The 20,838-nt window shown below is 42.1% G+C and carries 21 protein-coding genes and 1 pseudogene; 17 read left to right on the forward strand and 5 right to left on the reverse strand.

Features of this window, described 5'->3' with window-relative positions; translation table 11 throughout:
- Positions 1 to 3: 3 nt before the first annotated feature.
- Positions 4 to 1,911, reverse strand: a complete 1,908-nt coding sequence (locus CF596_RS07035; protein ID WP_096901701.1) for an ATP-binding cassette domain-containing protein — start codon at positions 1,909 to 1,911, stop codon at positions 4 to 6.
- Between the two features lie 35 nt (positions 1,912 to 1,946).
- On the opposite strand from CF596_RS07035, the gene CF596_RS07040 reads away from it, so the two are divergent.
- The 12 genes and pseudogenes from CF596_RS07040 (at position 1,947) to CF596_RS07090 (ending at position 12,884) form a co-directional block, all read left to right on the forward strand.
- Entirely contained in the window at positions 1,947 to 2,189 is a 243-nt protein-coding gene (locus CF596_RS07040; protein ID WP_096901703.1) for a SlyX family protein, read from the forward strand.
- 146 nt (positions 2,190 to 2,335) lie between these two features.
- A complete protein-coding gene (locus CF596_RS07045) occupies positions 2,336 to 3,301 on the forward strand; it encodes a hypothetical protein (protein WP_096901705.1) in 966 nt (321 codons plus the stop codon).
- Positions 3,302 to 3,317: 16 nt separating this feature from the next.
- Positions 3,318 to 4,325: a PIN domain-containing protein gene (locus CF596_RS07050; RefSeq protein WP_096901707.1), complete on the forward strand. Its 1,008-nt coding sequence runs from the start codon at positions 3,318 to 3,320 to the stop codon at positions 4,323 to 4,325.
- A 101-nt stretch (positions 4,326 to 4,426) separates the two neighbouring features.
- The gene (locus CF596_RS07055; RefSeq protein WP_096901709.1) at positions 4,427 to 4,876 is read left to right on the forward strand and encodes an ammonium transporter; all 450 of its coding nucleotides are present in this window, start codon (positions 4,427 to 4,429) and stop codon (positions 4,874 to 4,876) included.
- 34 nt (positions 4,877 to 4,910) lie between these two features.
- Positions 4,911 to 7,550, forward strand: coding sequence for a type I DNA topoisomerase (gene topA, locus CF596_RS07060; protein ID WP_096901711.1), 2,640 nt, complete (start codon positions 4,911 to 4,913; stop codon positions 7,548 to 7,550).
- An 88-nt stretch (positions 7,551 to 7,638) separates the two neighbouring features.
- Positions 7,639 to 8,352: pseudogene (locus tag CF596_RS07065) on the forward strand (NYN domain-containing protein); the annotation flags it as partial.
- 24 nt (positions 8,353 to 8,376) lie between these two features.
- On the forward strand, positions 8,377 to 8,583 hold the full coding sequence (locus CF596_RS14900; protein ID WP_338150046.1) for an OST-HTH/LOTUS domain-containing protein: 207 nt from the start codon (positions 8,377 to 8,379) through the stop codon (positions 8,581 to 8,583).
- Between the two features lie 13 nt (positions 8,584 to 8,596).
- Positions 8,597 to 9,352, forward strand: a complete 756-nt coding sequence (locus CF596_RS07070) for a hypothetical protein (protein ID WP_096901712.1) — start codon at positions 8,597 to 8,599, stop codon at positions 9,350 to 9,352.
- Positions 9,353 to 9,499: 147 nt separating this feature from the next.
- Positions 9,500 to 11,488, forward strand: a complete 1,989-nt coding sequence (locus CF596_RS07075) for an ATP-dependent helicase (RefSeq protein ID WP_096901714.1) — start codon at positions 9,500 to 9,502, stop codon at positions 11,486 to 11,488.
- A 79-nt stretch (positions 11,489 to 11,567) separates the two neighbouring features.
- A complete protein-coding gene (locus CF596_RS07080; RefSeq protein ID WP_004976139.1) occupies positions 11,568 to 11,822 on the forward strand; it encodes an RNA-binding protein in 255 nt (84 codons plus the stop codon).
- Between the two features lie 176 nt (positions 11,823 to 11,998).
- Complete coding sequence (locus CF596_RS07085; RefSeq protein WP_096901716.1) at positions 11,999 to 12,502, forward strand: DUF6586 family protein; 504 nt, start codon at positions 11,999 to 12,001, stop codon at positions 12,500 to 12,502.
- 103 nt (positions 12,503 to 12,605) lie between these two features.
- Positions 12,606 to 12,884 carry a hypothetical protein gene (locus tag CF596_RS07090; protein WP_004976142.1) on the forward strand — a complete coding sequence of 93 codons (279 nt, stop codon included), beginning with the start codon at positions 12,606 to 12,608 and terminating at the stop codon, positions 12,882 to 12,884.
- Positions 12,885 to 13,012: 128 nt separating this feature from the next.
- On the opposite strand, the gene CF596_RS07095 is transcribed toward CF596_RS07090, so the two are convergent.
- The 4 genes from CF596_RS07095 to CF596_RS07110 all read right to left on the reverse strand — a co-directional run bounded on the left by CF596_RS07095 (position 13,013) and on the right by CF596_RS07110 (position 16,906).
- Complete coding sequence (locus CF596_RS07095) at positions 13,013 to 14,728, reverse strand: cation:proton antiporter (RefSeq protein ID WP_096901718.1); 1,716 nt, start codon at positions 14,726 to 14,728, stop codon at positions 13,013 to 13,015.
- A gap of 157 nt (positions 14,729 to 14,885) precedes the next feature.
- Positions 14,886 to 15,041, reverse strand: a complete 156-nt coding sequence (gene rpmG, locus CF596_RS07100; protein ID WP_004976146.1) for a 50S ribosomal protein L33 — start codon at positions 15,039 to 15,041, stop codon at positions 14,886 to 14,888.
- Positions 15,042 to 15,057: 16 nt separating this feature from the next.
- A complete protein-coding gene (gene rpmB, locus CF596_RS07105; RefSeq protein ID WP_004976147.1) occupies positions 15,058 to 15,294 on the reverse strand; it encodes a 50S ribosomal protein L28 in 237 nt (78 codons plus the stop codon).
- 163 nt (positions 15,295 to 15,457) lie between these two features.
- The gene (locus tag CF596_RS07110; RefSeq protein WP_004976148.1) at positions 15,458 to 16,906 is read right to left on the reverse strand and encodes a coniferyl aldehyde dehydrogenase; all 1,449 of its coding nucleotides are present in this window, start codon (positions 16,904 to 16,906) and stop codon (positions 15,458 to 15,460) included.
- A gap of 117 nt (positions 16,907 to 17,023) precedes the next feature.
- Between CF596_RS07110 and CF596_RS07115 the strand changes: the two genes are divergently transcribed.
- The 5 genes from CF596_RS07115 to CF596_RS07135 all read left to right on the forward strand — a co-directional run bounded on the left by CF596_RS07115 (position 17,024) and on the right by CF596_RS07135 (position 20,784).
- Entirely contained in the window at positions 17,024 to 17,725 is a 702-nt protein-coding gene (locus CF596_RS07115) for a TetR/AcrR family transcriptional regulator (protein WP_004976150.1), read from the forward strand.
- Positions 17,726 to 17,816: 91 nt separating this feature from the next.
- Positions 17,817 to 18,683 carry a formyltetrahydrofolate deformylase gene (gene purU / locus CF596_RS07120; protein ID WP_096901720.1) on the forward strand — a complete coding sequence of 289 codons (867 nt, stop codon included), beginning with the start codon at positions 17,817 to 17,819 and terminating at the stop codon, positions 18,681 to 18,683.
- Positions 18,684 to 18,944: 261 nt separating this feature from the next.
- Complete coding sequence (locus CF596_RS07125) at positions 18,945 to 19,736, forward strand: TonB family protein (RefSeq protein WP_096901722.1); 792 nt, start codon at positions 18,945 to 18,947, stop codon at positions 19,734 to 19,736.
- Positions 19,737 to 19,756: 20 nt separating this feature from the next.
- Entirely contained in the window at positions 19,757 to 20,380 is a 624-nt protein-coding gene (locus CF596_RS07130) for a MotA/TolQ/ExbB proton channel family protein (protein ID WP_096901723.1), read from the forward strand.
- A complete protein-coding gene (locus CF596_RS07135; RefSeq protein WP_004976158.1) occupies positions 20,380 to 20,784 on the forward strand; it encodes a biopolymer transporter ExbD in 405 nt (134 codons plus the stop codon). The genes CF596_RS07130 and CF596_RS07135 overlap by 1 nt, the downstream gene beginning before the upstream one ends.
- Positions 20,785 to 20,838: the final 54 nt, after the last annotated feature.

Consider the following 20,838-nt stretch of genomic DNA (forward strand, 5'->3'; position numbering starts at 1 on the left):
TGCTTAGTTACCATTCGCCAAGTTTTCCAGTTCGTCCCAACGCTCTAGTTTTTTCAGCAGTTCTTCATCAATTTCAGCCAAACGCTGTGAGGCTTTGGTGGCTGCATTGGCATCTGTTACAAACCAAGAACCATCCGCCAGTTTTTCAGCCAATTCGGTTTGTTCCTGTTCCAGTGCTTCAATTTCACCTGGCAACTGCTCTAAAGCACGTTGATCTTTATAGCTCAATTTTACTTTTTTGGCCGTTGGCGCTGCTGCAGCTGCTTCGGCTTTGGCAATGGCTTTTTTAACATCACTTTTTTGATCAACTACAGTTTGGTCTGGGCGTTGCTGCAAGTAGTCCTGATAGCCGCCAATATATTCATCAATATTGCCTTTGCCATCAAATACCCAAGTCGAGGTCACCACGTTGTCCATAAAAGCACGGTCGTGTGAAATCAGCAATAAAGTACCCTTATAGTCGCTGAGCATTTCCTCAAGCAACTCTAAAGTGACCATATCTAAGTCGTTGGTCGGCTCATCCATCACAATTAGGTTAGATGGTTTGAGTAGTAATTTTGCCAGTAAAATACGGTTGCGTTCACCGCCAGACAAAGCTTTAACCGGCGTGCGTGCACGTTCTGGTGAGAATAAAAAGTCTTGTAAATAACTATAGATATGACGACGTTGTCCGTTCACATCAACAAAATCTGAACCTTCAGATACGTTATCTTTGACTGACTTTTCCAAATCTAAGACGTTACGTAATTGGTCAAAATAGGCAATTTCCAGTTGTGTGCCTGTTTTGACAGAGCCACCGTGCTCAATTTCACCTAAAATGGCTTTAATCAGGGTGGTTTTACCGACACCGTTATCGCCAACTAAACCAATACGGTCGCCACGTAATACCAGTGTTGAAAAGTCTTTGATAATCGGAGCTTGATTGCCAAAGGCCACTTGTAAATGTTCAATTTCAAACACAAGTTTGCCTGAACGGTTGGCTTCCTGCGCAGCCATATTGACTTTGCCTTGTTGGAAGCGACGTGCCTTAGATTCTTCACGTAAGGCTTTTAAGGCACGCACACGTCCTTCGTTACGGGTACGACGTGCTTTAATGCCTTGGCGAATCCATGCTTCTTCTTCGGCCAGTTTTTTATCAAATAGTGCGTTTTGTTTTTCTTCAGCTTCGAGTTGCTGTGCTTTTAAATCTAAATAACGTGAATAGTTACCTTCATAGCTGCGTAACACACCACGATCTAGCTCGACAATGCGAGTGGCAATACTGTCTACAAAAGCACGGTCATGCGAAATAAACAGCAGGGTTAAATTATTTTGATCGAGTAAGAATTTTTCTAGCCATTCAATACTTTCTACATCCAAGTGGTTGGTCGGCTCATCTAATAACAACACATCAGGCTGCGTGAGCAGGGCACGTGCCAACAACACACGACGTTTACGTCCGCCCGATAAATCGGCCAAGTCTGCATTCGGATCCAGCCCCATTTTACTTAAAATGGCATTGACCTTATTTTCTAGTGCCCAGCCATCCAGCTGATCCAACTTGTGTTGCAGGTTCCCCATGCGATCACAGGCATCCATATCGCCCAATACACAGGCATCGCTGGCTTCATAGTAGGCTTTGAGCACCGCAGCTGCTTCACCTGCACCATCGGCCACAATATCGGCCACTTTACCAGACGACATCGGTACGTCTTGTGCCAGCATAGAAATAGTGATGCCATTTTGCAGCGATACTTCACCGGCATCGGGCAGTAAACTTCCTTCAATCAGTTTAAGTAGAGTAGACTTACCTTCCCCATTACGGCCAATCAAACACACTCGTTCGCCACGTTCTAGGTTAAAATTCGCGCCGTCGAGCAAGGCAGGTCCACCAAATGCAAGCTGGACATCCCTTAAAGTAATATAGGCCATAGTGTTTCCTAAAAAATCTCAAATGAGGATTTGAAATGACTAAACAAAGTATAGATGATCAGGCGTCATTTTCCGCACCCATTGAAGATTTGCAAGTGCGAATTGCATTTTTGGACGATTTAGTTGAACAATTGAATGAACAAGTGGTACGCCAAAGTCTGGAAATTGCGGGTTTAAAGCAACAAATGCAATTGTTGTATCAGCGGGTTGAGTCTGCCGATTTGTCGGAAGGCATTGCACCATTTGACCCACTGACTAACCGTCCACCGCATTATTAAGGCTTGAAGACGCATCAATATAGGGAAAGGTAGTTCAGATCAAAAAATGTCAGACATGAATTTTATTTGACCTTTACGATACTTCCCGTTGTAATGCTCGGCTGCTGCGCCTAAATCTTAAAATCTACCCGTGTTCGCTAAAATTTATGTCTTCTAAAGTTGTGTTACTTGATCTTGAAAACAACATGCCTACCGCGACTTTGTTGCGAGAAATTATTGAGCATCATCCGAGTGTGTATCTGTTTAATTGTGCAGGAAAATTTGAATATAACTTGCAGGATTTAACTGAGTTGGCTGGCTGGATCAGTACGGGTCAACTTATGATTTTAGACAGCCCGCGCGCAGAGTTTAAAGAGTTTGAATATGCAGTGGTAGTTGGGCAACTGATGGCACTGCTAGAGCCAGAAACACAAGTTGAAGTGATTTCTGCGGCTGACAGTATTCAGATTTTAATGGAAATGTTGCAAGCATCTGAAATTGCCTGTCACCTGATTCATATTCAGCCTGAAATGCAGTCTGGGAAAAGCAAAAATCGTTTACCAAGCCCAATGGCAATTCGCAGCAAACCTGAATTGCTGTTGGTAAAAAAGTACTGTGATGCGCTGGCAAAAATGTCAGGCAAGCCAACCAACTTAGAAGCTTTAAAACACTCAATTGCCAATATTTTGCAACTTGAGGCCGACAAAGTGCAGCATGTGGTTGGTATGTTGATGAGCCTGAAAATTGTAAAGCGGGTGGATGAGCAAATTAGCTTTCGTAAAAAAGTACTGAAGCAGTGGGTTCAACTTGACTTGGATGCTGTGGAAGAATCTACGCAAGAGGCGACAGTCACTTCTACAATCGTGGCGCAAACTGAAGCCGCAGAGGTACATCCTCAGCACAGTTTATTTAAAAACTTTAGCCAAATTGACCCTGTGCAATGGGAAGTTGCCAAAAAGTTACGTGAGCTAAAGGGTGAAAAACCGAAAGATATTTATGAGTTGCGTGATTTACTAGAGCGGTTATTTCCAAAGTCTGATATTCGTTTATTGCTCAAAGAACTGATTGAAAAAGGCTATATTTATTGGAATGGACATGAAGTGCTATATAGTCATGAGATGTTCTTGAGTTAAAAGATTGTGAGAGTGTATGAAAAAAGTCTTGTTGTTGGATATTGAAAATTTACATAAATCAGAAAAAGAACTTCTAAAATATTTATCTGAATATCAATTCGTGTATTTGGTATATGCAAAATCACCTATAAATTTAAGCTTAGATGGTTTGCAGATGCTTTCTGATTTTGTGAGCAAGAAAAAGCTTGTTCTTATTAAAATGCCTAAGATTGGCCCAGATGCTGCAGATTTTGGATTAGCTTTCTTAGCTGGTCAGTTATCTATTCAAATGGATAAATCAAATGTTGAATTTGATGTAATGTCTAATGACAAGAAAATTGAATATATTGTTGATTTATTGACAGTAATGGGTTTTAAGTCTCAACAGTTAAAAAGGGATCTCTTATCTTCACCTAGCAAAGAGTTCAAATTAATAAATCAAGAAACTGATTTAAGTTCTGATGAACTGAAACCTTTACTGTTTGCAATCCAATTACTTTTAAAAAATCAACCCAAACAATTTAATTCATTAAACAATGCTCTAAAGTCTTGGTTAAAAGGATATACAAGCAATACCAGAAAGATTATTGAGCAGTTAAAAGATTATCAATTGATCCAAATTAAAGATCAGACTGTAAGTTATGAGCTATCTCGGATGAAAGATGCTCTTAAATTTAGAGAAAAAGGTGAGGTACAGGCTTTGAGTAAAGCTTTACCGTCAGTTGATGAAATTCAGATTAAGCCGCACTTGCAAAGAGTGAAACAGTATTGTGATTATCTAAGTAAAATTAGCAATAATAAACCTGCAAAATTAAATAGTTTACTGAATTCGATTCAATCTGTATTAAAGTTAAACGCTCAGCAATTGGCTCAAGACTTTATCAATATTTTAATAAAGCAAAATATTGTTAAGCAAGAAAGTACTAAACTAATATATAACGATTCCTTGATTGAGGCTTGGGCAAGTCTAGACAAAACTTGTTTGAATACAACAATAATTCAGACAAGTTTGATGGAACAACCTAATACGGAAGTTTTGTCATAAACAGTATAAGCTTCTGATAAAGCCAGTTGATTTTAGTCGGTGGTACTTGCGTTTTATATTGTGCTTATGCAACTCTAATATAAGAATAGAAAGGTTGTACTATGGAAAATACTGGAATTTGGGTTGCCGTTGCCATCATTATATTTGTGATGGGCTCTATTTTTGGTCTGCGTGTCAGCCCAAGAGAAAAAGCTTTAGGATTGATGCGTGAAAAAGCCCGAAAAATGGGACTACACCCTCGTTTGGTGGTTGCACCTGATTGGACAAAAATCCCCAAAGCTACGGAATCACGTGCCAGTATGGTGGCGTATTACAGCGTACTCATTGCCGATGCACGTTTACCGTTAATGCGTGCTTTAGTGACAGATCAAAAGCTAGAGCTGTTGCATGGCGATGAGAAATTCCAAGGCTTACCCATTGCATTAAAGGGCATTTATGCTATTGATATGCAGGCAAACTGTGTAGGAATCTATTGGGATGAAGAAGCCGATCTTCGCGCAACTCAATTAGATGAGATGAAAGCCTTTTTACATAGCTTGGCAGAACATTAATTTTTAAACCATTAAATAGGAAATACGGTTACTTATGGCGAACGCTCCTCGGTCCACATCCAAAAGCACTGCAGCCAAATCTGAAGCTGGTCACAAACGTGCCTTAGTGATTGTGGAGTCGCCTGCAAAAGCGAAAACAATCAATAAATATCTTGGTTCGGACTACATTGTGAAGTCTTCGGTCGGTCACGTGCGTGATTTGCCAACCAGTGGTGGCGCAAAAACCACAGAAAAGAAAACCACCACCCGAACCAAACTGACCGAGGCTCAGAAAGCTGAAAAAGCTCAACAAGCATTAGTCAACCGTATGGGGGTTGATCCTGAACATGACTGGAAAGCACACTATGAAGTGCTGCCAGGCAAAGAAAATGTAGTCGCTGAATTAAAAAAACTGGCATCGCAGGTCGATGAAGTCTATCTCGCAACGGACTTGGACCGTGAAGGGGAAGCGATTGCGTGGCACTTAAAAGAAGTCATTGGTGGAGATGACTCACGTTATCAACGTGTCGTGTTTAACGAAATTACCAAAAATGCGATTCAAGAAGCCTTTAAGCATCCTGCGCGTTTAGATACCAACAAAGTCAATGCCCAACAGGCACGTCGTTTCTTAGATCGCGTGGTGGGTTTTATGATTTCGCCACTGCTCTGGGAAAAAATTGCCCGTGGTTTATCGGCAGGACGAGTGCAGTCAGTTGCGGTGAAGCTGGTTGTGGAGCGCGAGCGTGAAATTCGCGCCTTTGTACCCGAAGAATATTGGCAAGTCTTTGCAGATACTAAATCTGAAAAAGATGACATTCGTCTAGAAGCGGTTAAGCAAGCGGGTAAAACCCTCAAGTTACGCAACAAAGCTGAAACCGATGCTTTACTGAACTTGATTAAAGATGCGCAATACACCGTATCTGCACGTGAAGATAAGCCGACCAAAGTCAACCCAAGTGCGCCGTATATCACGTCAACGCTGCAACAGGCTGCGAGTACCCGTCTTGGTTTTTCAGTCAAGAAAACCATGATGCTAGCACAGCGTTTGTATGAGGCAGGTTTTATCACCTATATGCGTACAGACTCGACCTTCCTGAGTGATGACGCGGTCAATATGGTGCGTACGCATATTGAAGCGGAGTTTGGTCAAAAATATCTGCCTGCTAAACCAAATCGTTATGGCAATAAAGCAGGCGCACAAGAAGCGCACGAAGCGATTCGTCCATCTAATGTTGCGCTTAAAGGCGACAGTTTGGTGGGTGTAGAGCGCGATGCACAGCGTTTATATGATCTGATTTGGCGTCAGTTCGTCGCTTGCCAAATGACACCAGCCGAATATTTATCATCGACCATTTTGGTTGATGCCAATGGTGTCGAGTTAAAAGCCAAAGGTCGTACGCTAGTTTTTGATGGCTTTACCAAAGTGCGTGGGCAAAACAAATCGGATGATGATGTGTTACTGCCTGCAGTTAAAGTCGGTGAAATTCTTAAATTAGAGAAGCTTGATCCATCACAACACTTTACCAAACCGCCTGCGCGTTTTACCGAAGCCTCTTTGGTGAAAGAGCTTGAGAAAAAAGGTATTGGACGTCCATCGACCTATGCTGCGATTATTTCAACTATTCAAGACCGTGGTTATGTCAAACTGGAAAACCGTCGTCTGTTTGCCGAAAAAATGGGTGAGATTGTTACAGATCGTCTGGATGAAAGTTTTAATAACCTGATGAACTACGATTTTACAGCAGACTTGGAAGGTCAGCTGGATAAAGTTGCAGATGGTGAACGTAACTGGAAAGATTTGCTTAACAGTTTTTATGGCGATTTCAAACAGCGTTTAACCAATGCACAGGGCGAACAAGGCATGCGCCGTAACTTGCCTGTAGAGGTCGATGCAGTACATTGTAAAGAATGCTCACGACCAATGCAGATTCGTACAGGTACGACAGGCGTATTCTTAGGCTGCTCAGGCTATAACTTGCCGCCAAAAGAGCGTTGTAAGGGAACGCTGAACCTGACACCTGTAGAATCACTTGCCGCCTTATCCGATGATGATGCCGCTGAAACCGCAGATTTGATGTCTAAAAAGCGCTGTCCAATTTGTGAAACAGCCATGGACAGTTATGTAATTGATGGCGGTCGTAAACTGCACATTTGTGGGAATAACCCAGACTGTTCAGGTTTTGAGCTAGAAGAAGGTGAGTTCAAAATTAAAGGCTATGATGGTCCAACCATTCCGTGTGACAAGTGCGATGGTGAAATGCAGCTGAAAACAGGTCGTTTTGGCCCTTATTTTGCCTGCACCAGTTGCGAAAACACACGTAAAGTACTCAAGAATGGTCAGCCTGCGCCACCGCGTGTTGATCCAATTAAAATGGAACATTTACGCTCAACCAAACACGATGATTTCTTTGTGTTGCGTGATGGTGCAGCAGGCTTGTTCTTGGCAGCCAGCAAGTTCCCGAAAGTACGTGAAACCCGTGCGCCGAAAGTCGCGGAATTACGCACAGTTGCAGAACAGCTTGATTCGAAATATCAGTTTATTTTGCAAGCACCTGATGCAGACCCAGAAGGTAATCCAACCTTGGTGAAATTCAGCCGTAAGAATCAAGCGCAATATATTGGTTCGGAAACGCCTGAAGGCAAACAAACCAAATGGTCATTGGTTTACCAAGATGGTAAATGGGTTGAGGCTTAATTATCCAAATTAGAAAATGCTGGCTTCGGTCAGCATTTTTTTAAATCATATAATTTGAAATGTGAAAAATAAAAAACAGAGAGGTTTTGTGAATCTTAATCCAAAGAAAATAGCAGTATTAATTGATGCTGATAATACATCCATGGTGAATGTTGAAGTTGTATTAGAAGAGATCGCCAAATCAGGTATAGCAAGTGTCAAACGAGTTTATGGTGATTGGAGCAACCCAACACTAAAGGGCTGGTATGAAATATCACTTAAATGTGGCATGACACCTGTACAACAATATGCTTATACGGTTTCAAAAAATGCGACTGATATTGCAATGGTTATTGATGCTATGGAGCTATTGTATTCGGGAATATTTGATGGTTTCTGCTTAGTTTCTAGTGATAGTGACTTTACTCCCCTTGCTTTGAAAATTCGAGAGAAAGGGCTTTTTGTTCATGGTTTTGGTAAGGGCACAACACCAATATCTTTTGTAAACGCTTGTGATCGTTTCATTGATGTGAAAAACCTCACCAATGGTGAAACTGTAGATTTAAAAGAAAATACAAATGAGCAGGTGACACAAGGTCAAATTACAATTGATAAGGATGTGCTTGCACTAATTTTAAAAACAATACGTGATAAAGCTGATGATCATGGTTGGGCAAACCTTTTGGTTGTTCATCAATACATTAATGTTGTTAAGCCTGATTTTGATTCGAGAAATTATAAAAGAGCTAAATTTTCAGGCTTAATTAAATCGTTAGAATTATTTGAAATTAAAGAAGTTAGAAGTCAATTGTTGGTAAGAAAAAGAACTTTTAAGACCATTATCAAATTGACGCAAGAAGCTTTGAAACAGGTATCACATGCAAATAACTGGGTAAGTATTGCTTCAGTGGTAGATGCGATCAAGCGCTTGGATCCAGAGCTCGATATTGTTCCTTACGGATTCTCTTCTCTTGAGGAAGCAGTTTTAGCAATTGCGGGTGGCTGGGTCGAGTTTAAAGATAATAAGATTAAACTTGGTAAAGTGATTGCCTAAAGATATTTAAAGTATGTGGAAAAAAATCCGAATTTTATGCTTATTGCTGGTTTTACTGGTCGTTGCAGTCAATGCTTGGCGTGATCAGAATCAAGACTGGAATAAGCCTATCATCGTATTGTTACATCCAATCAATGCCGATGGACGATCAAACACCCAAAACTATATCAATACATTAAATATCAATAATTTAAATTCAGCTCAAGACTATCTAAAACAAGCTTCTTTGCAGTATCGTGGGCAACCGCTTGCGCTCTATTTCAAGCAGGGGCGAGAATTAAAGCAGTTGCCACCGAAAGTGCCTGAGCAGGCATCGCTGCTTAGCACTGTACTTTGGAGTTTAAAGTTCCGCTTTTACGCTTGGCAGCAACGACAAAGCAGTGATGGTACAGCAACAGTGACGCTGTACCTGAATTATTATGATCCGAGTCAAACTCAAATTTTGAAGCATTCCACCGCTTTGCAAAAAGGCAAAATTGGCTCGGTGAATTTATTTGCTTCTGCTGCGCACAGTCAGCGTAATACGATGGTGATGGTGCATGAATTACTGCATACCTTTGGTGCCACAGATAAATACGATTTGAGCACAGGTCAGCCGATTTATCCGATTGGTTATGCAGACCCAAATCAGCAACCATTGTATCCACAACGACAGGCTGAACTGATGGCGGGTTATGTGCCACTTTCGCAAAGCAAAAGTAAAATGCCTGAATCGTTACAACAGACACGTATTAACGAAATCACTGCCATAGAATTGGGCTGGAAATAATGTGGATAAGCATGTACTTATCCACATCTCTACAATAGAGCTTGTGTAAAAGTATGTGTTTAGGCATGAACCGAGCCATTTATATTCATGGGTTTATTCCTAAACCGATCTGTTAAACTATTCATCCACCCAGTACGATGAGTCACTATGAGTTTAGCCAGCCTAATTGATGAATTGAATCCCCAGCAAAAACAAGCAGCCACGACAGCATATCAACATAGTCTGGTCTTGGCTGGCGCAGGCTGTGGCAAAACCAAAACCATTGTGGCACGTGCAGCGTACTTGATTGATCAAGGTATTCCAGCCAATCAAATTCAAATTTTGACCTTTACCCGCCGTGCGGCGAGTGAAATTGTCGCACGGGTGGAGTTGGCACTGGGCGAGCAAGCCAAAGGCTTACGTGCTTCGACCTTTCATACTTTTTGTATGTACTTGTTACGACGTATTCCTAAAGCTTTTGGCTTGGAACAATTTTCTATTATTGATCGTGATGATCAGTTGATGATGTTTCGCCTCATTCGCGGAAAAGATGATAAGAAAAATCCAAGTCAGTTGCCTAAGCCTCAAGAATTATGTGATTTGTATTCTTTTGCGCGGAATACCCGTCAAAAACTGAGTGTGGCTTTAGAAAAGCAACAGCCTGAATATTTGGCATTAAAAGATCAAATTGCTGAAATTATGCAGGAATACGAAAGCCGTAAACGCGCACGTGGCTTTCTCGATTATGACGATATTTTGGCTGTGGTGGCATCGGCATTGGCGCAGTCGGAAGGTCTGGTCGATTATGTCGCGTCAATTTGTCAGCATCTTCTGGTCGATGAAATGCAGGACACCAATCCTTTGCAATGGGCTTTGCTTGAGCCTTTAAAAGATCGGGTCAGTTTGTTTTGTGTGGGCGATGATGCACAATCGATTTATGGTTTCCGTGGTGCAGATTTTGAAAATATTCATCATTTCACAGAGCGCGTACCCAATGCTCAAATTTTCAAATTAGAGCAAAATTACCGTTCTACGCAGGAAATTTTAGACCTGTCCAATTGGTTGTTAGATCAAAGTGAGATTCGCTATAACAAACGGTTGCAGGCGCATCGTGGTGATGGCATCAAACCCAAAATGCATATTTTCCCGAATGAATTTGATGAAGCCAAATGGATTGCGATTGATATTAAAGAGCGACATTTCTTGCAAGGCGCGCCGTGGTCAGATCACATGGTCTTGGTGCGTTCGAGTTTTGCAGCGCGACATATTGAAGCCGCCTGTATTGCGGCAAGTGTGCCGTATCGTTTTATTGGCGGCATGAAGCTCTTGGAAACTGCGCATGTGAAAGACTTACTTAGTTTATTGCGCGTTATTGCCAATCCTTTAGATGATATTGCATGGATGCGTTTTCTCACTTTATGGAATGGCGTGGGTGATGTCGGTGCGAGTAAGTTGGCGCAGCAATTGTTACTTGAACCCACAATGGATAAGGTGATTGAAAAGCTGGAAAAATTTGGACGCTTGCCAGAAAAAACTTTATTGATCATGAAGCAAATGGATGTCTTACGCCATGAAGTTGCAGCTTGCGTCGGTTTAGGCATTGAAGCGATTCAGGAACAATTGGCTGATAACTATAAAAAAGACTGGAATCGTCGTCAGGGTGATTTTCAGTTGGTGCAACAACTGGCGGGTAAGCATGCGCAGTTAAGTGAGTTTTTAGAAGAATATGTGCTCGATCCTGTGTCTATTTCTGAAATTGAACGCCAGTCTGATACCGATGTGGTCACTTTAATCACCATTCACTCTGCCAAAGGTACGGAGCAAAAAGTCTGTTATGTGGCGAATGTGACTGCAGGGCAGTACCCGCATGCACGGGCGCAGGGCAGTTTTGATGATATTGAAGAAGAACGTCGAGTGCTGTACGTGGCTTTGACCCGTGCCCAAAATGAACTGATTTTAACCAAGCAAAATTTTAATTTATGGGCGCGTGATACGGTAGATGAACAAGGGCGCAAACTGGACAGTTATTTTTTGAATGATCTGACACGGCAGTTGTGTGCGATGGAAACTCATCACCGTACCCGTCAGCAAACTGTGAAAAGTGCCTTGGTGGAACGCCAAGCGATTAATTTAGATTTTGGCATTGATCTCGATTAAACTATGCCACAAGGTTTCCTGCAAAAAGTAGAGTAGGCGAGTGCTTTTTGATGTTTTTTACCTATTTTAAGGTTGTAAGATGAAAATTTTAGTTCGTAGTTTAGAGCGTACAGTGACTGAAGAAGAATTGTTAAAGCTTTTTCAGGAATATGGCACTGTAGAATCTTGTAATTTGGTGTTGGATGCTGCAACAGGAAAATCTAAAGGTTTTGCATTTGTAGAAATGCCACATGCACGTGAGGCAGTAAAAGCCATTAAAGCGCTGAATACTTTGCGTCTGCATGGTCATGGAATACGTGTCAAAGCAGCAGAAGATAAACCTGCATCAAAATAGTTCAAAGGGAGCAAAAAATGCTCCTTTTTTATGCGCATTTTCTAATGTAAATTCTGATATGGGCACTGTATTGGTGCGCATTTTAGGTTGTATAAAAACAGTCTTTTTTTTATTGGGAATCGTGTAAAAATCGGTTTAATCTAAAGCTCTTAGACCGCTAAATTGAGGAAAGACTCATGTCTCGTGTTGCTCGTTTTCATGCAGATCGTACCAATCAGAAATTATATTTCGCACGCCTTTCGTGCCAACAGGCAGAACAAACCGAACACGTTCAGCAAGCACAGGCGCATCGTGAAGCTGCGGTATTTCATTTGCATGGTGCAGTACTGGCTTTTTTGCAGGAATTGGTACGCTATTATCGCCTGAATGACAGCAATCCGACCCTTAAATCGATTGAAGAATTAATGGCCGCAAAAGGGCAGATTTCCCCTGAAGTGGCTATTTTACAGCAACTGAGTAAATCGGGCTTTATTGCAGAGTTAAAGCGAGCGTATCGCTTGTGTCAGTACACACCAGAACCGAGTGCGCCTGAACCTGAAGATGAAACATCATCTAATTTAATTATTAAAGTCACGCAAACGCCGCAAGCATGGTTGCCAGATACGAAAATTTTACGCGAATGGCATCGAGATTTAACCCAATTAATTGATGGTTTTCGCAATGAGATGGTGGAGTTTTAAGCTGACCAATAGCCCTTGAAAAATTTTTGATCAGCCCGATATAAATATTCTGAACGATGCAAAGTGCAAGCGCCTTTGCCGCCATGTCGAGCATGGAGGATATATGTCTATAGAGCAATTGAAAGAATTATTTGGTAATCAGGAAGCTATTTTGGAGCTGGTGCAGCTTGAAGGTGGTGAGTTGGCATTGCGTAATGCAGGCTCAGAGAAAGAGCCGTTAGTGAAAATCCAGTTCAATGACGAAGTCAAAGCCTTATTGGGTGATCAGACTGCTGTTGTTGCCCAGCACATGATTCAGGCGGCATTATTTGGCTTGTTGGAAAAACAGGTCAATGAGTGGCATGCAGAAATTGTGGATGAGCAGCCAAAATTTATGAGTTGATCTGTATGCTTCAGTGAACTTGCTAGATCAGCAGAGAAAGCAATCGTTCATATAAAAAGCGCACTGTTTAAAGTGCGCTTTTTGTTTGTTTTATATCTGGCTTAGATCGCCATAAGTCCAAACTTGGCTTAATGCGTTGGTGGTTGATGATGCGCAATTTCAATTTGATTTAAAATATAATTGCTCATATTTTTCGCCATTTCTTCTTTGGCGAAATACACCTCACCAATGTTGTCCTTACGAATCACTTCGGCTTCAGCTTTACTTTCTGCACACACTAAGACTTGAATTTCAGGGTTTAGGGTTTTGGCAATATCCACAATTTTATGAATATCCAAAATGTCCATAGGCGAGAGAACGAGTAGTCGTGCATGTTGAATATGTGCCTGAATCAGTACACCCGCTTCTGTGGCAATGCCGCTGACTGCAGCAATGCCTTTTTCGCGTAAGTCTTCGACAATTTCACGGTTTTCTTCCGCAATCACGACCTTAATATTTTCAGCCATGAGGTTTTGGGTAATACGACGTCCGACTTCACCATGTCCAACAATCACGACCTGATCACGTAAATAGTCCTGTGAGACTTCATCGGGTAGCATCGCTAATGGGTCGCTGCTACGTTCCAGTAAACGTGCCAAGTAAGAGCGTTCCCGAATCCAGTTTTGAACGGGTTCAATTGCAGAGAAAACAAAAGAGTTGAGCGTAATAGAAATGAGTGCTCCTGCCAGAATCAGGTTTTGGCCTTCCAGCGACAACAGTTGTAGCGATACGCCTAAGGTTGCCAAAATGAAGGAGAACTCACCAATTTGCGCTAAGCTTGCACCTACAGTTAAGGCCGTGTTGAGTGGGTAGCGGAAGAACAGCACCAAAGCCATTGCTGCAATGGTTTTACCCACCATGATAATGCCGACGACAGCTAAAACATGCAGTGGTTCTTCTATCAGAATACGCGGGTCAAACAGCATGCCCACAGCAACGAAAAACAGGATGGAGAAAATTTCACGTAAGGGTAAAGTTTCTTCTTCGGCGCGATGGCTAAAGTCAGACTCTTTCACCACCATCCCCGCAAAGAACGCCCCAAGTGCCATCGACACGCCAAAGATTTTATAAGCACCAAAGGCAATTGATACCGCAGCAGCGACCACAGTCAGGGTAAACAGTTCCCGCGAGCCTAAGCGAGCCACAATTTGCATAATGAAGGGCACAAGGCGTTTGCCAACAATCAGCATAAAGGCAATAAAGCCTGAAACTTTTAATAAAGTCAGTCCGAGTGTTAGCCAAATATTTTCATCACTGGCATTGTCGATAGCTTGTCCACCCAGTAATACAGCTGTGGCAGGCAAAAGCACCAATGCTAAGACCATCACTAAGTCTTCAACTAACAACCAGCCTACGGCAATTTTACCGTTCACGGAGTCGAGCAGGCCACGATCACCCAATGCTTTTAAGAGCACAACGGTACTGGCACAAGACAGACTTAAGCCAAAAATTAAGGCAGAACCAAAACTCCAACCCCACATCATCGACACGCCTACACCGAGCAGGGTCGCCACGGCGATCTGCAATACTGCACCAGGCAAAGCAATGCGTCGTACCTGCATTAAATCATTTAGCGAGAAATGCATGCCAACACCGAACATGAGGAACATGACCCCAAGTTCTGCCAATTGGTTGGCAAGATGAATATCTGCCACAATGCCCGGTGTGTTGGGACTAATGATGACACCTGCAATCAGATAGCCCATAAGCGGTGGAAGGCGTAAGCGCGCAGCGATATAGCCAAATATCAGTGCCAAGCTAAAACCAACGGCAAGTAAGATGATGAGTTCTACATCATGAGGCACGAGAAACTCCTAAGCCATGGTGAAGGTGCGGTCAAAAGACTGAAATAAGACAAGCACAAATAGTGCCAAAAAAGAAAACGAGGAAATTTTAACAAGTGAGGCAAAAAAAGTGCAAAAAAAACGACCTGAATAAGGTCGTTTTTTAAAAAAGCTAAAATTATTTGATTTTAGCTTCTTTGAAAACTACGTGTTGACGGATTTTTGGATCAAATTTTTTGATTTCCATTTTTTCCGGCATAGTACGTTTGTTTTTAGTAGTGGTATAGAAATAACCTGTACCAGCTGTAGAAACTAAGCGAATCTTATCACGCATTGTCCTGACTCCTTACTTAGATCTTTTGACCTTGAGCACGAAGGTCAGCAACAACCTTTTCAATGCCCAATTTGTCGATAATACGCATACCTTTAGTGGTTAAACGAAGACGTACGAAACGTTTTTCGCTTTCTAACCAGAAACGGTGGTTGTGCAGGTTCGGCTCGAACCGGCGCTTAGTTTTGTTGTTGGCGTGTGAGACGTTGTTACCAACGACTGGACGCTTGCCGGTAACTTGGCAAACCTTAGACATGGTGTAACTCCATTGATTTAGCCAACAGCAAATCTGTATGGCCAGTCAAAAATAAACGGATGAATTCATTCAAGGGGCGTTTTATATCAAAAATACGCTTAAAAGACAAGCGATTTTCTTCAAAAACAGCATGAGCGTGTTTGATAGCTCATGCCTTGATCAGTTAACGAAGAAGCGTCTTCGAAATCAATCGATGAATCGGCTTATCAAATGGGGGGAGAATGAACTTCAAGCTGTAAAGCTTCGGATTAGACATTACCGACCGTTCATGTGACAAGCTGAAAAAACCTTCTGGACCGTGATATTTCCCCATGCCCGATGCACCAACACCACCAAATGGTAAGTCATCTTGTGCAACGTGGGTCAATACAGTATTGAGTCCGAAATGCCCTGAATGGGTTCGCTGTGCGACATAGTCGGCACGCGCCTGATCAAAGTCGAAATAGTATAAAGCAAGAGGACGCGGTCGGCTATTAATAAACTCGATTACATCATCAATTTGTTCATATTCTAAGATTGGCAGGACTGGACCAAAGATCTCATTTTGCATAATTTGCATGTCTGGACTGACATTGGTCAGTACCGTTGGTGCCATTTTACGGGTTGCAGCCACATTTTCACTTTGCGGATTAATTTCAATAATATTTGCACCTCGCTCACGTGCATCTTCTAAATAGCCCTGTAAGCGACGATATTGTTTGTCATTAATAATAGAAGTGTAGTCTTGGTTATCACGAATATGCGGATACATTTCGGTCACAAATTGCTCGAAATGCTCCATAAATTCGGCAGTTTTGCCTTTAGGCAAGAACATATAGTCGGGTGCAACACAGGTTTGTCCAGCATTCCAGAGTTTACCTACCGCAATACGCTGCGCTACATCGACCATATCGCTAGATGGATGCACCAAAACAGGGGATTTTCCACCTAGTTCTAAAATGACAGGCACAAGGTTTTGTGACGCGGCAGCCATTACAGTTTTGCCGACTTCGGTAGAGCCTGTGAAAATAATTTTGTCAAAAGGCAAATGACAGAACGCATCGGAAATAATACCGCCGCCATTAATTACTGCCACCAATTCCTGTGGAAATGCTTCGCTCATGGCGTTTTCCAGTACTTTACCAAAATGCGCAGAAGCACTGGAAATTTTGATCATGGCATGGTTGCCTGCAGCCAAAGCACAGATCAGTGGGCCTAAAGACAACAGCAGCGGATAGTTCCAAGGTGCAATAATGCCAATTACCCCTAAAGGTTGATACTGTACCCATGCTTTTGCAGGTTGGTGGATAATACCAACCTGACGTTTAGATGGCTTCATCCAGTCGGTCAGGTTTTTGCTGTAATATTTGATATGTTCCAAGCAGGTAAGTAATTCACCAATTTTGGTTTCTGCAATGGCGCGGTTGCCATAGTCACGGTTAATGGCTTCGGCAAATTGATCCTGATATTTCACAATCACACGTTTTAAGCGGGCTAAGCGTTCAATGCGTTCTTTGGCACTTGGGACAGGATGACGCTGATAGGCATATTTCTGCAATGCCAAAATATCATCCAGACGTTGTAAATCGGGTGAATGTGGGGTCATTGAAGTTGTTTTTGTTTGACTGTTCATGGCATGTTACCATTCAATAAAAGCAATATAAGTTAATTTTTAGAGTATTTACTCTAATCAGTCAAGTGACTTTATGTTTTCATGCCCCCCAAATTTTAAAGAATGGTTGTTTTTAGGATGTCTCAAACCAAAACGTTGAAAACCAAAGAACGTATTTTGCAATTGAGTTTGCAATTGTTTAACGAGCGTGGTGAGCGTTCGGTAACAACCAATCATATTGCGGCAGAACTGGGCATGAGCCCAGGAAACTTGTATTACCACTTCCGCAATAAGAACGAAATTATTAAAGAGCTGATGGAACAATATCAGCAAGAAACTTTAGAAATGCTGGCTTTGCCTGAAAATCGTGGCTTAGATGCCAATGACAAAATTCGTTATTTTCAGGTTCTCAGTAGTCAGCTGTGGGCTTATCGTTTTTTGCATCGCGATGTCTATCATTTGGTCGAAACCAATGAAGATTTCCGCAAAATGTATCCACGTTTTGCAGGACAGGTCATGCAGCAGGGACAAAAAATTTATCAGGCCTTTGTGGATGCGGGTCTGATGCAAATGACTGAGTCAGAAATTGAAGCCTTGATTATCAATATTTGGATTGTGCTGACCAACTGGACGAACTTCTTATATATGTCGGGTCACATTACCGATTCAAACCATTTGGAAGAAAAATGGATTTGGCAGGCTTTACGTCAAATGCTGTTCCTTGAAGGGGCATATTTACGGGGTGAAAGTCGTGCAACCTATGAGCGTTTACTAGAAACACTAGGCACATCTGAACTGTTTGAGAGTTTATCATCCAGTAAAAATACTCAAGCCGACTAAGAGACTGAGAATGGCTATTTAGAATGTCTGAGAAACGCGCTAGAATACTCGGCTTGTTTTTCAATTTAACCAAGTAGTGACTAAAAACAACATGAATATGACGACTGCGAATACTGCACGTTTACTGATTACCTGTGAAGATAAGCCAGGTATTGTGCAGGCTGTATCGAGCTTTTTGTATCATCAAGGAGCCAACATTACCGCGCTTGATCAATACGCAACAGAAGCTCAGGGCGGGCGTTATTTCATGCGGGTTGAGTTTGAACTGGATCACTTGCAAAGCCGTAAAGAAAGCTTATTGCAAACCTTTGCTTCTAACGTGGCAGAGCGTTATGAAATGCAATGGCGTTTGGCTTTGGTCAGCGATGTGAAAAAAGTCGGCATTTTGGTGTCTAAAGTTGATCATGCTTTGCTCGAACTATTATGGCGTCATTCACGTGGTGGTTTACCATGTGAAATTACCAAAGTGGTGTCGAACCATGACACCTTGCGTGAAGCGGTAGAAAACTTTGGTATTCCGTTTGAAGTAGTGCCTGTTAATAAAGAAAATAAACGTGAAGCTTACGCTAAAATTGATGAATTGATGCAAGACAATGATTTGTTGGTATTGGCGCGTTATATGCAAATTTTGGATGAAGAGTTTGTCTCTAAGTGGGAAATGAAAGTGATCAATATTCACCATTCATTCCTGCCTGCTTTCGTGGGCGCAAATCCATATAAACAAGCTTATGAAAAAGGCGTAAAACTGATTGGTGCAACTGCACACTATGTAACAGCAGACCTAGATCAAGGTCCGATCATTGAGCAAGATGTAGAGCGTGTAAACCACGACTTTACGGTAGATCAACTGCGTGAATTGGGTCAGGATGTGGAACGTAATGTACTGGCACGTGCAGTTAAATGGCATTTGGAAGACCGTATTATTGTAGATGGCAACAAAACTGTTGTATTTCAATAGGGTAAAAGCTATCTAAAAATCGAATTAAAACATGCCGACATGGCATGTTTTTTTATGCTAAAATTGTAATGTTATAACATTTATTTAAACTGTTTTTAAAATAGCAAATTTATTGGATGATTCACGTTTGTTATTAAAAAATAGTTGCAAATGAAAACACTTCTCATTTATTATTGCGTTACTTTAATTGTGCTAACCGATCAGTTTGATCGTTCGGAATTGTGATGGTTTGGCAATTGCTTTTGAAGGTCGCTGACTTTAATGAACCAATCTCCCAACGCTATGCTACAAATGCCCAATGCCATGAAAAAGAAAGTTGTGACGGCTTTAGCTGTTGTTGCATTAGGTCATGTCGGTGTGTTGTGGGCATTGGGGCAAATGCAAACTCCGACCTTAAAGCCCATAGAAAAAGAACCTTTAAAAGTACGCTTTGTAAAAATTCAAGAACAGCCTAAACCGTTGCCACCGCAACCTAAGGCTGAACCACAGCTTGAAAAACCCAAGCCTCAGCCTGTAAAAGAAGTGCCTGTGGTAGAAAAACTGTTGCCACCGCCACCGAAAAAAGTAGAAAAAGTACAGCAAGTTAAAAAAGCAGAAGCCCCTAAACCCGTGGCGAAGCCCGTAGAAAAACCAGTCGAACGTGTGGTGCAACCTGCACCTGTAGCAACGGTGACTGAAACTAAAGTGGTACAGCCTGCACCGAAACCGACAGTTGCACCTGTTGCGCCAGCACCTGCTCCTGTCGCACCTTCTGCTCCAAAAACAGTGTCGATTGGCGGCTCAGGCGTGCAATGGAGTCGTTCTCCAAAACCTTCTTATACCAATCGTGATTTACAGGGAGAAACCCGTAACGTGGTGGTTCGGATTGAAGCCAATGAAAAAGGCGTGATCACCGATGCTCAAATTACGCGTTCTAGTGGTGTACCTGCTTTAGATCAAAAGATTTTACGCGCAGTGCGTAGTGCAAAATTCAAACCGTACAAAGAAAATGGCGTGGCTTATCCAATTCGTGCTGAGCAGCCTTTTGAATTGACATTGAACCCTAACGGCTAACCTTCAACAGGAGTTCGAGTATGAACTTTTCCGTCTATTGGCAACACGCAGATGCAGTCAGCAAAACGCTGTATTTCGTGTTATTGGCGATGTCGATTGCGACATGGACCATCTTCGCATTACGTTTGATAGGCACGCGCCAATTGAAGCAACAAGCTTATGCTCAACTGTCACAGGCTTTAAATCAGCTTAAAGCAAAACTGGTGCCCTTAAATTTTGAGCAGCGTAAAGCGGTTGCTGAGCAAGCCTTATTGCGTCAAATTTCGGTAGAAAAAGCATCGGCAGAAAAAGGCGTATCGGTACTGGGTACAATTGCGTCATTAGCACCGTTTGTGGGTTTGTTTGGTACAGTTTGGGGTATTTTCCATGCACTCGTTGCGGTTGGAAAAAGCGGTCAGGCGGGATTGGCTCAAGTGGCAACGCCTGTTGGTGAAGCGTTGATTATGACGGGCTTCGGTTTGGCGGTGGCGATTCCTGCCGTGATTGCTTACAACATTTGTTCGCGTGTGAACCGTACCTTATCTACAAATTTGCAAGATCATGCACATAGTTTGTTGATTGACACCATGTTGCAACAAGATTCTTCTGTTCAAAGAACTGAAGTGAATGCAACACAACAAAGTTTAGTGGGAGGTCAGGTTTAATGGCTTTTCAATTGGGTGAAGACAACGATTCAGGCATGAATGAGATGAACCTTATTCCCCTGATCGACATTATGTTGGTATTGATGATCATCTTTTTGGTGACAGCGACCGTTGCCAACCCATCTATACCATTAACCTTACCGCAAACCAGCGCAGAAATTGTTGATTTACCGCCTGAGCAAATTCAGGTCAGTATCAATGCCAATGGTGAAGTGGCGTGGGATGATCAAATCATTAGTTTAGATGAGTTGCAAACCCGCTTTAATGATGCTAGTCAGCAAGCTCAACAGCCAACCGTGGTGTTAAGAGCAGATAAAGATGCGCGTTATGATACTGTGGCGCAAGTGATGTCACGTGCGAGTGAAGCCGGACTCAGTGATATTGCTTTCGCAACAGATGATTAAGTTAATCCTTAAAAATTAGCGATCTATTTAGGTCGCTTTTTTTATGCAAAGTCG

The organism is Acinetobacter sp. YT-02, assembly GCF_002412355.1.
Lineage (GTDB): Bacteria > Pseudomonadota > Gammaproteobacteria > Pseudomonadales > Moraxellaceae > Acinetobacter > Acinetobacter towneri.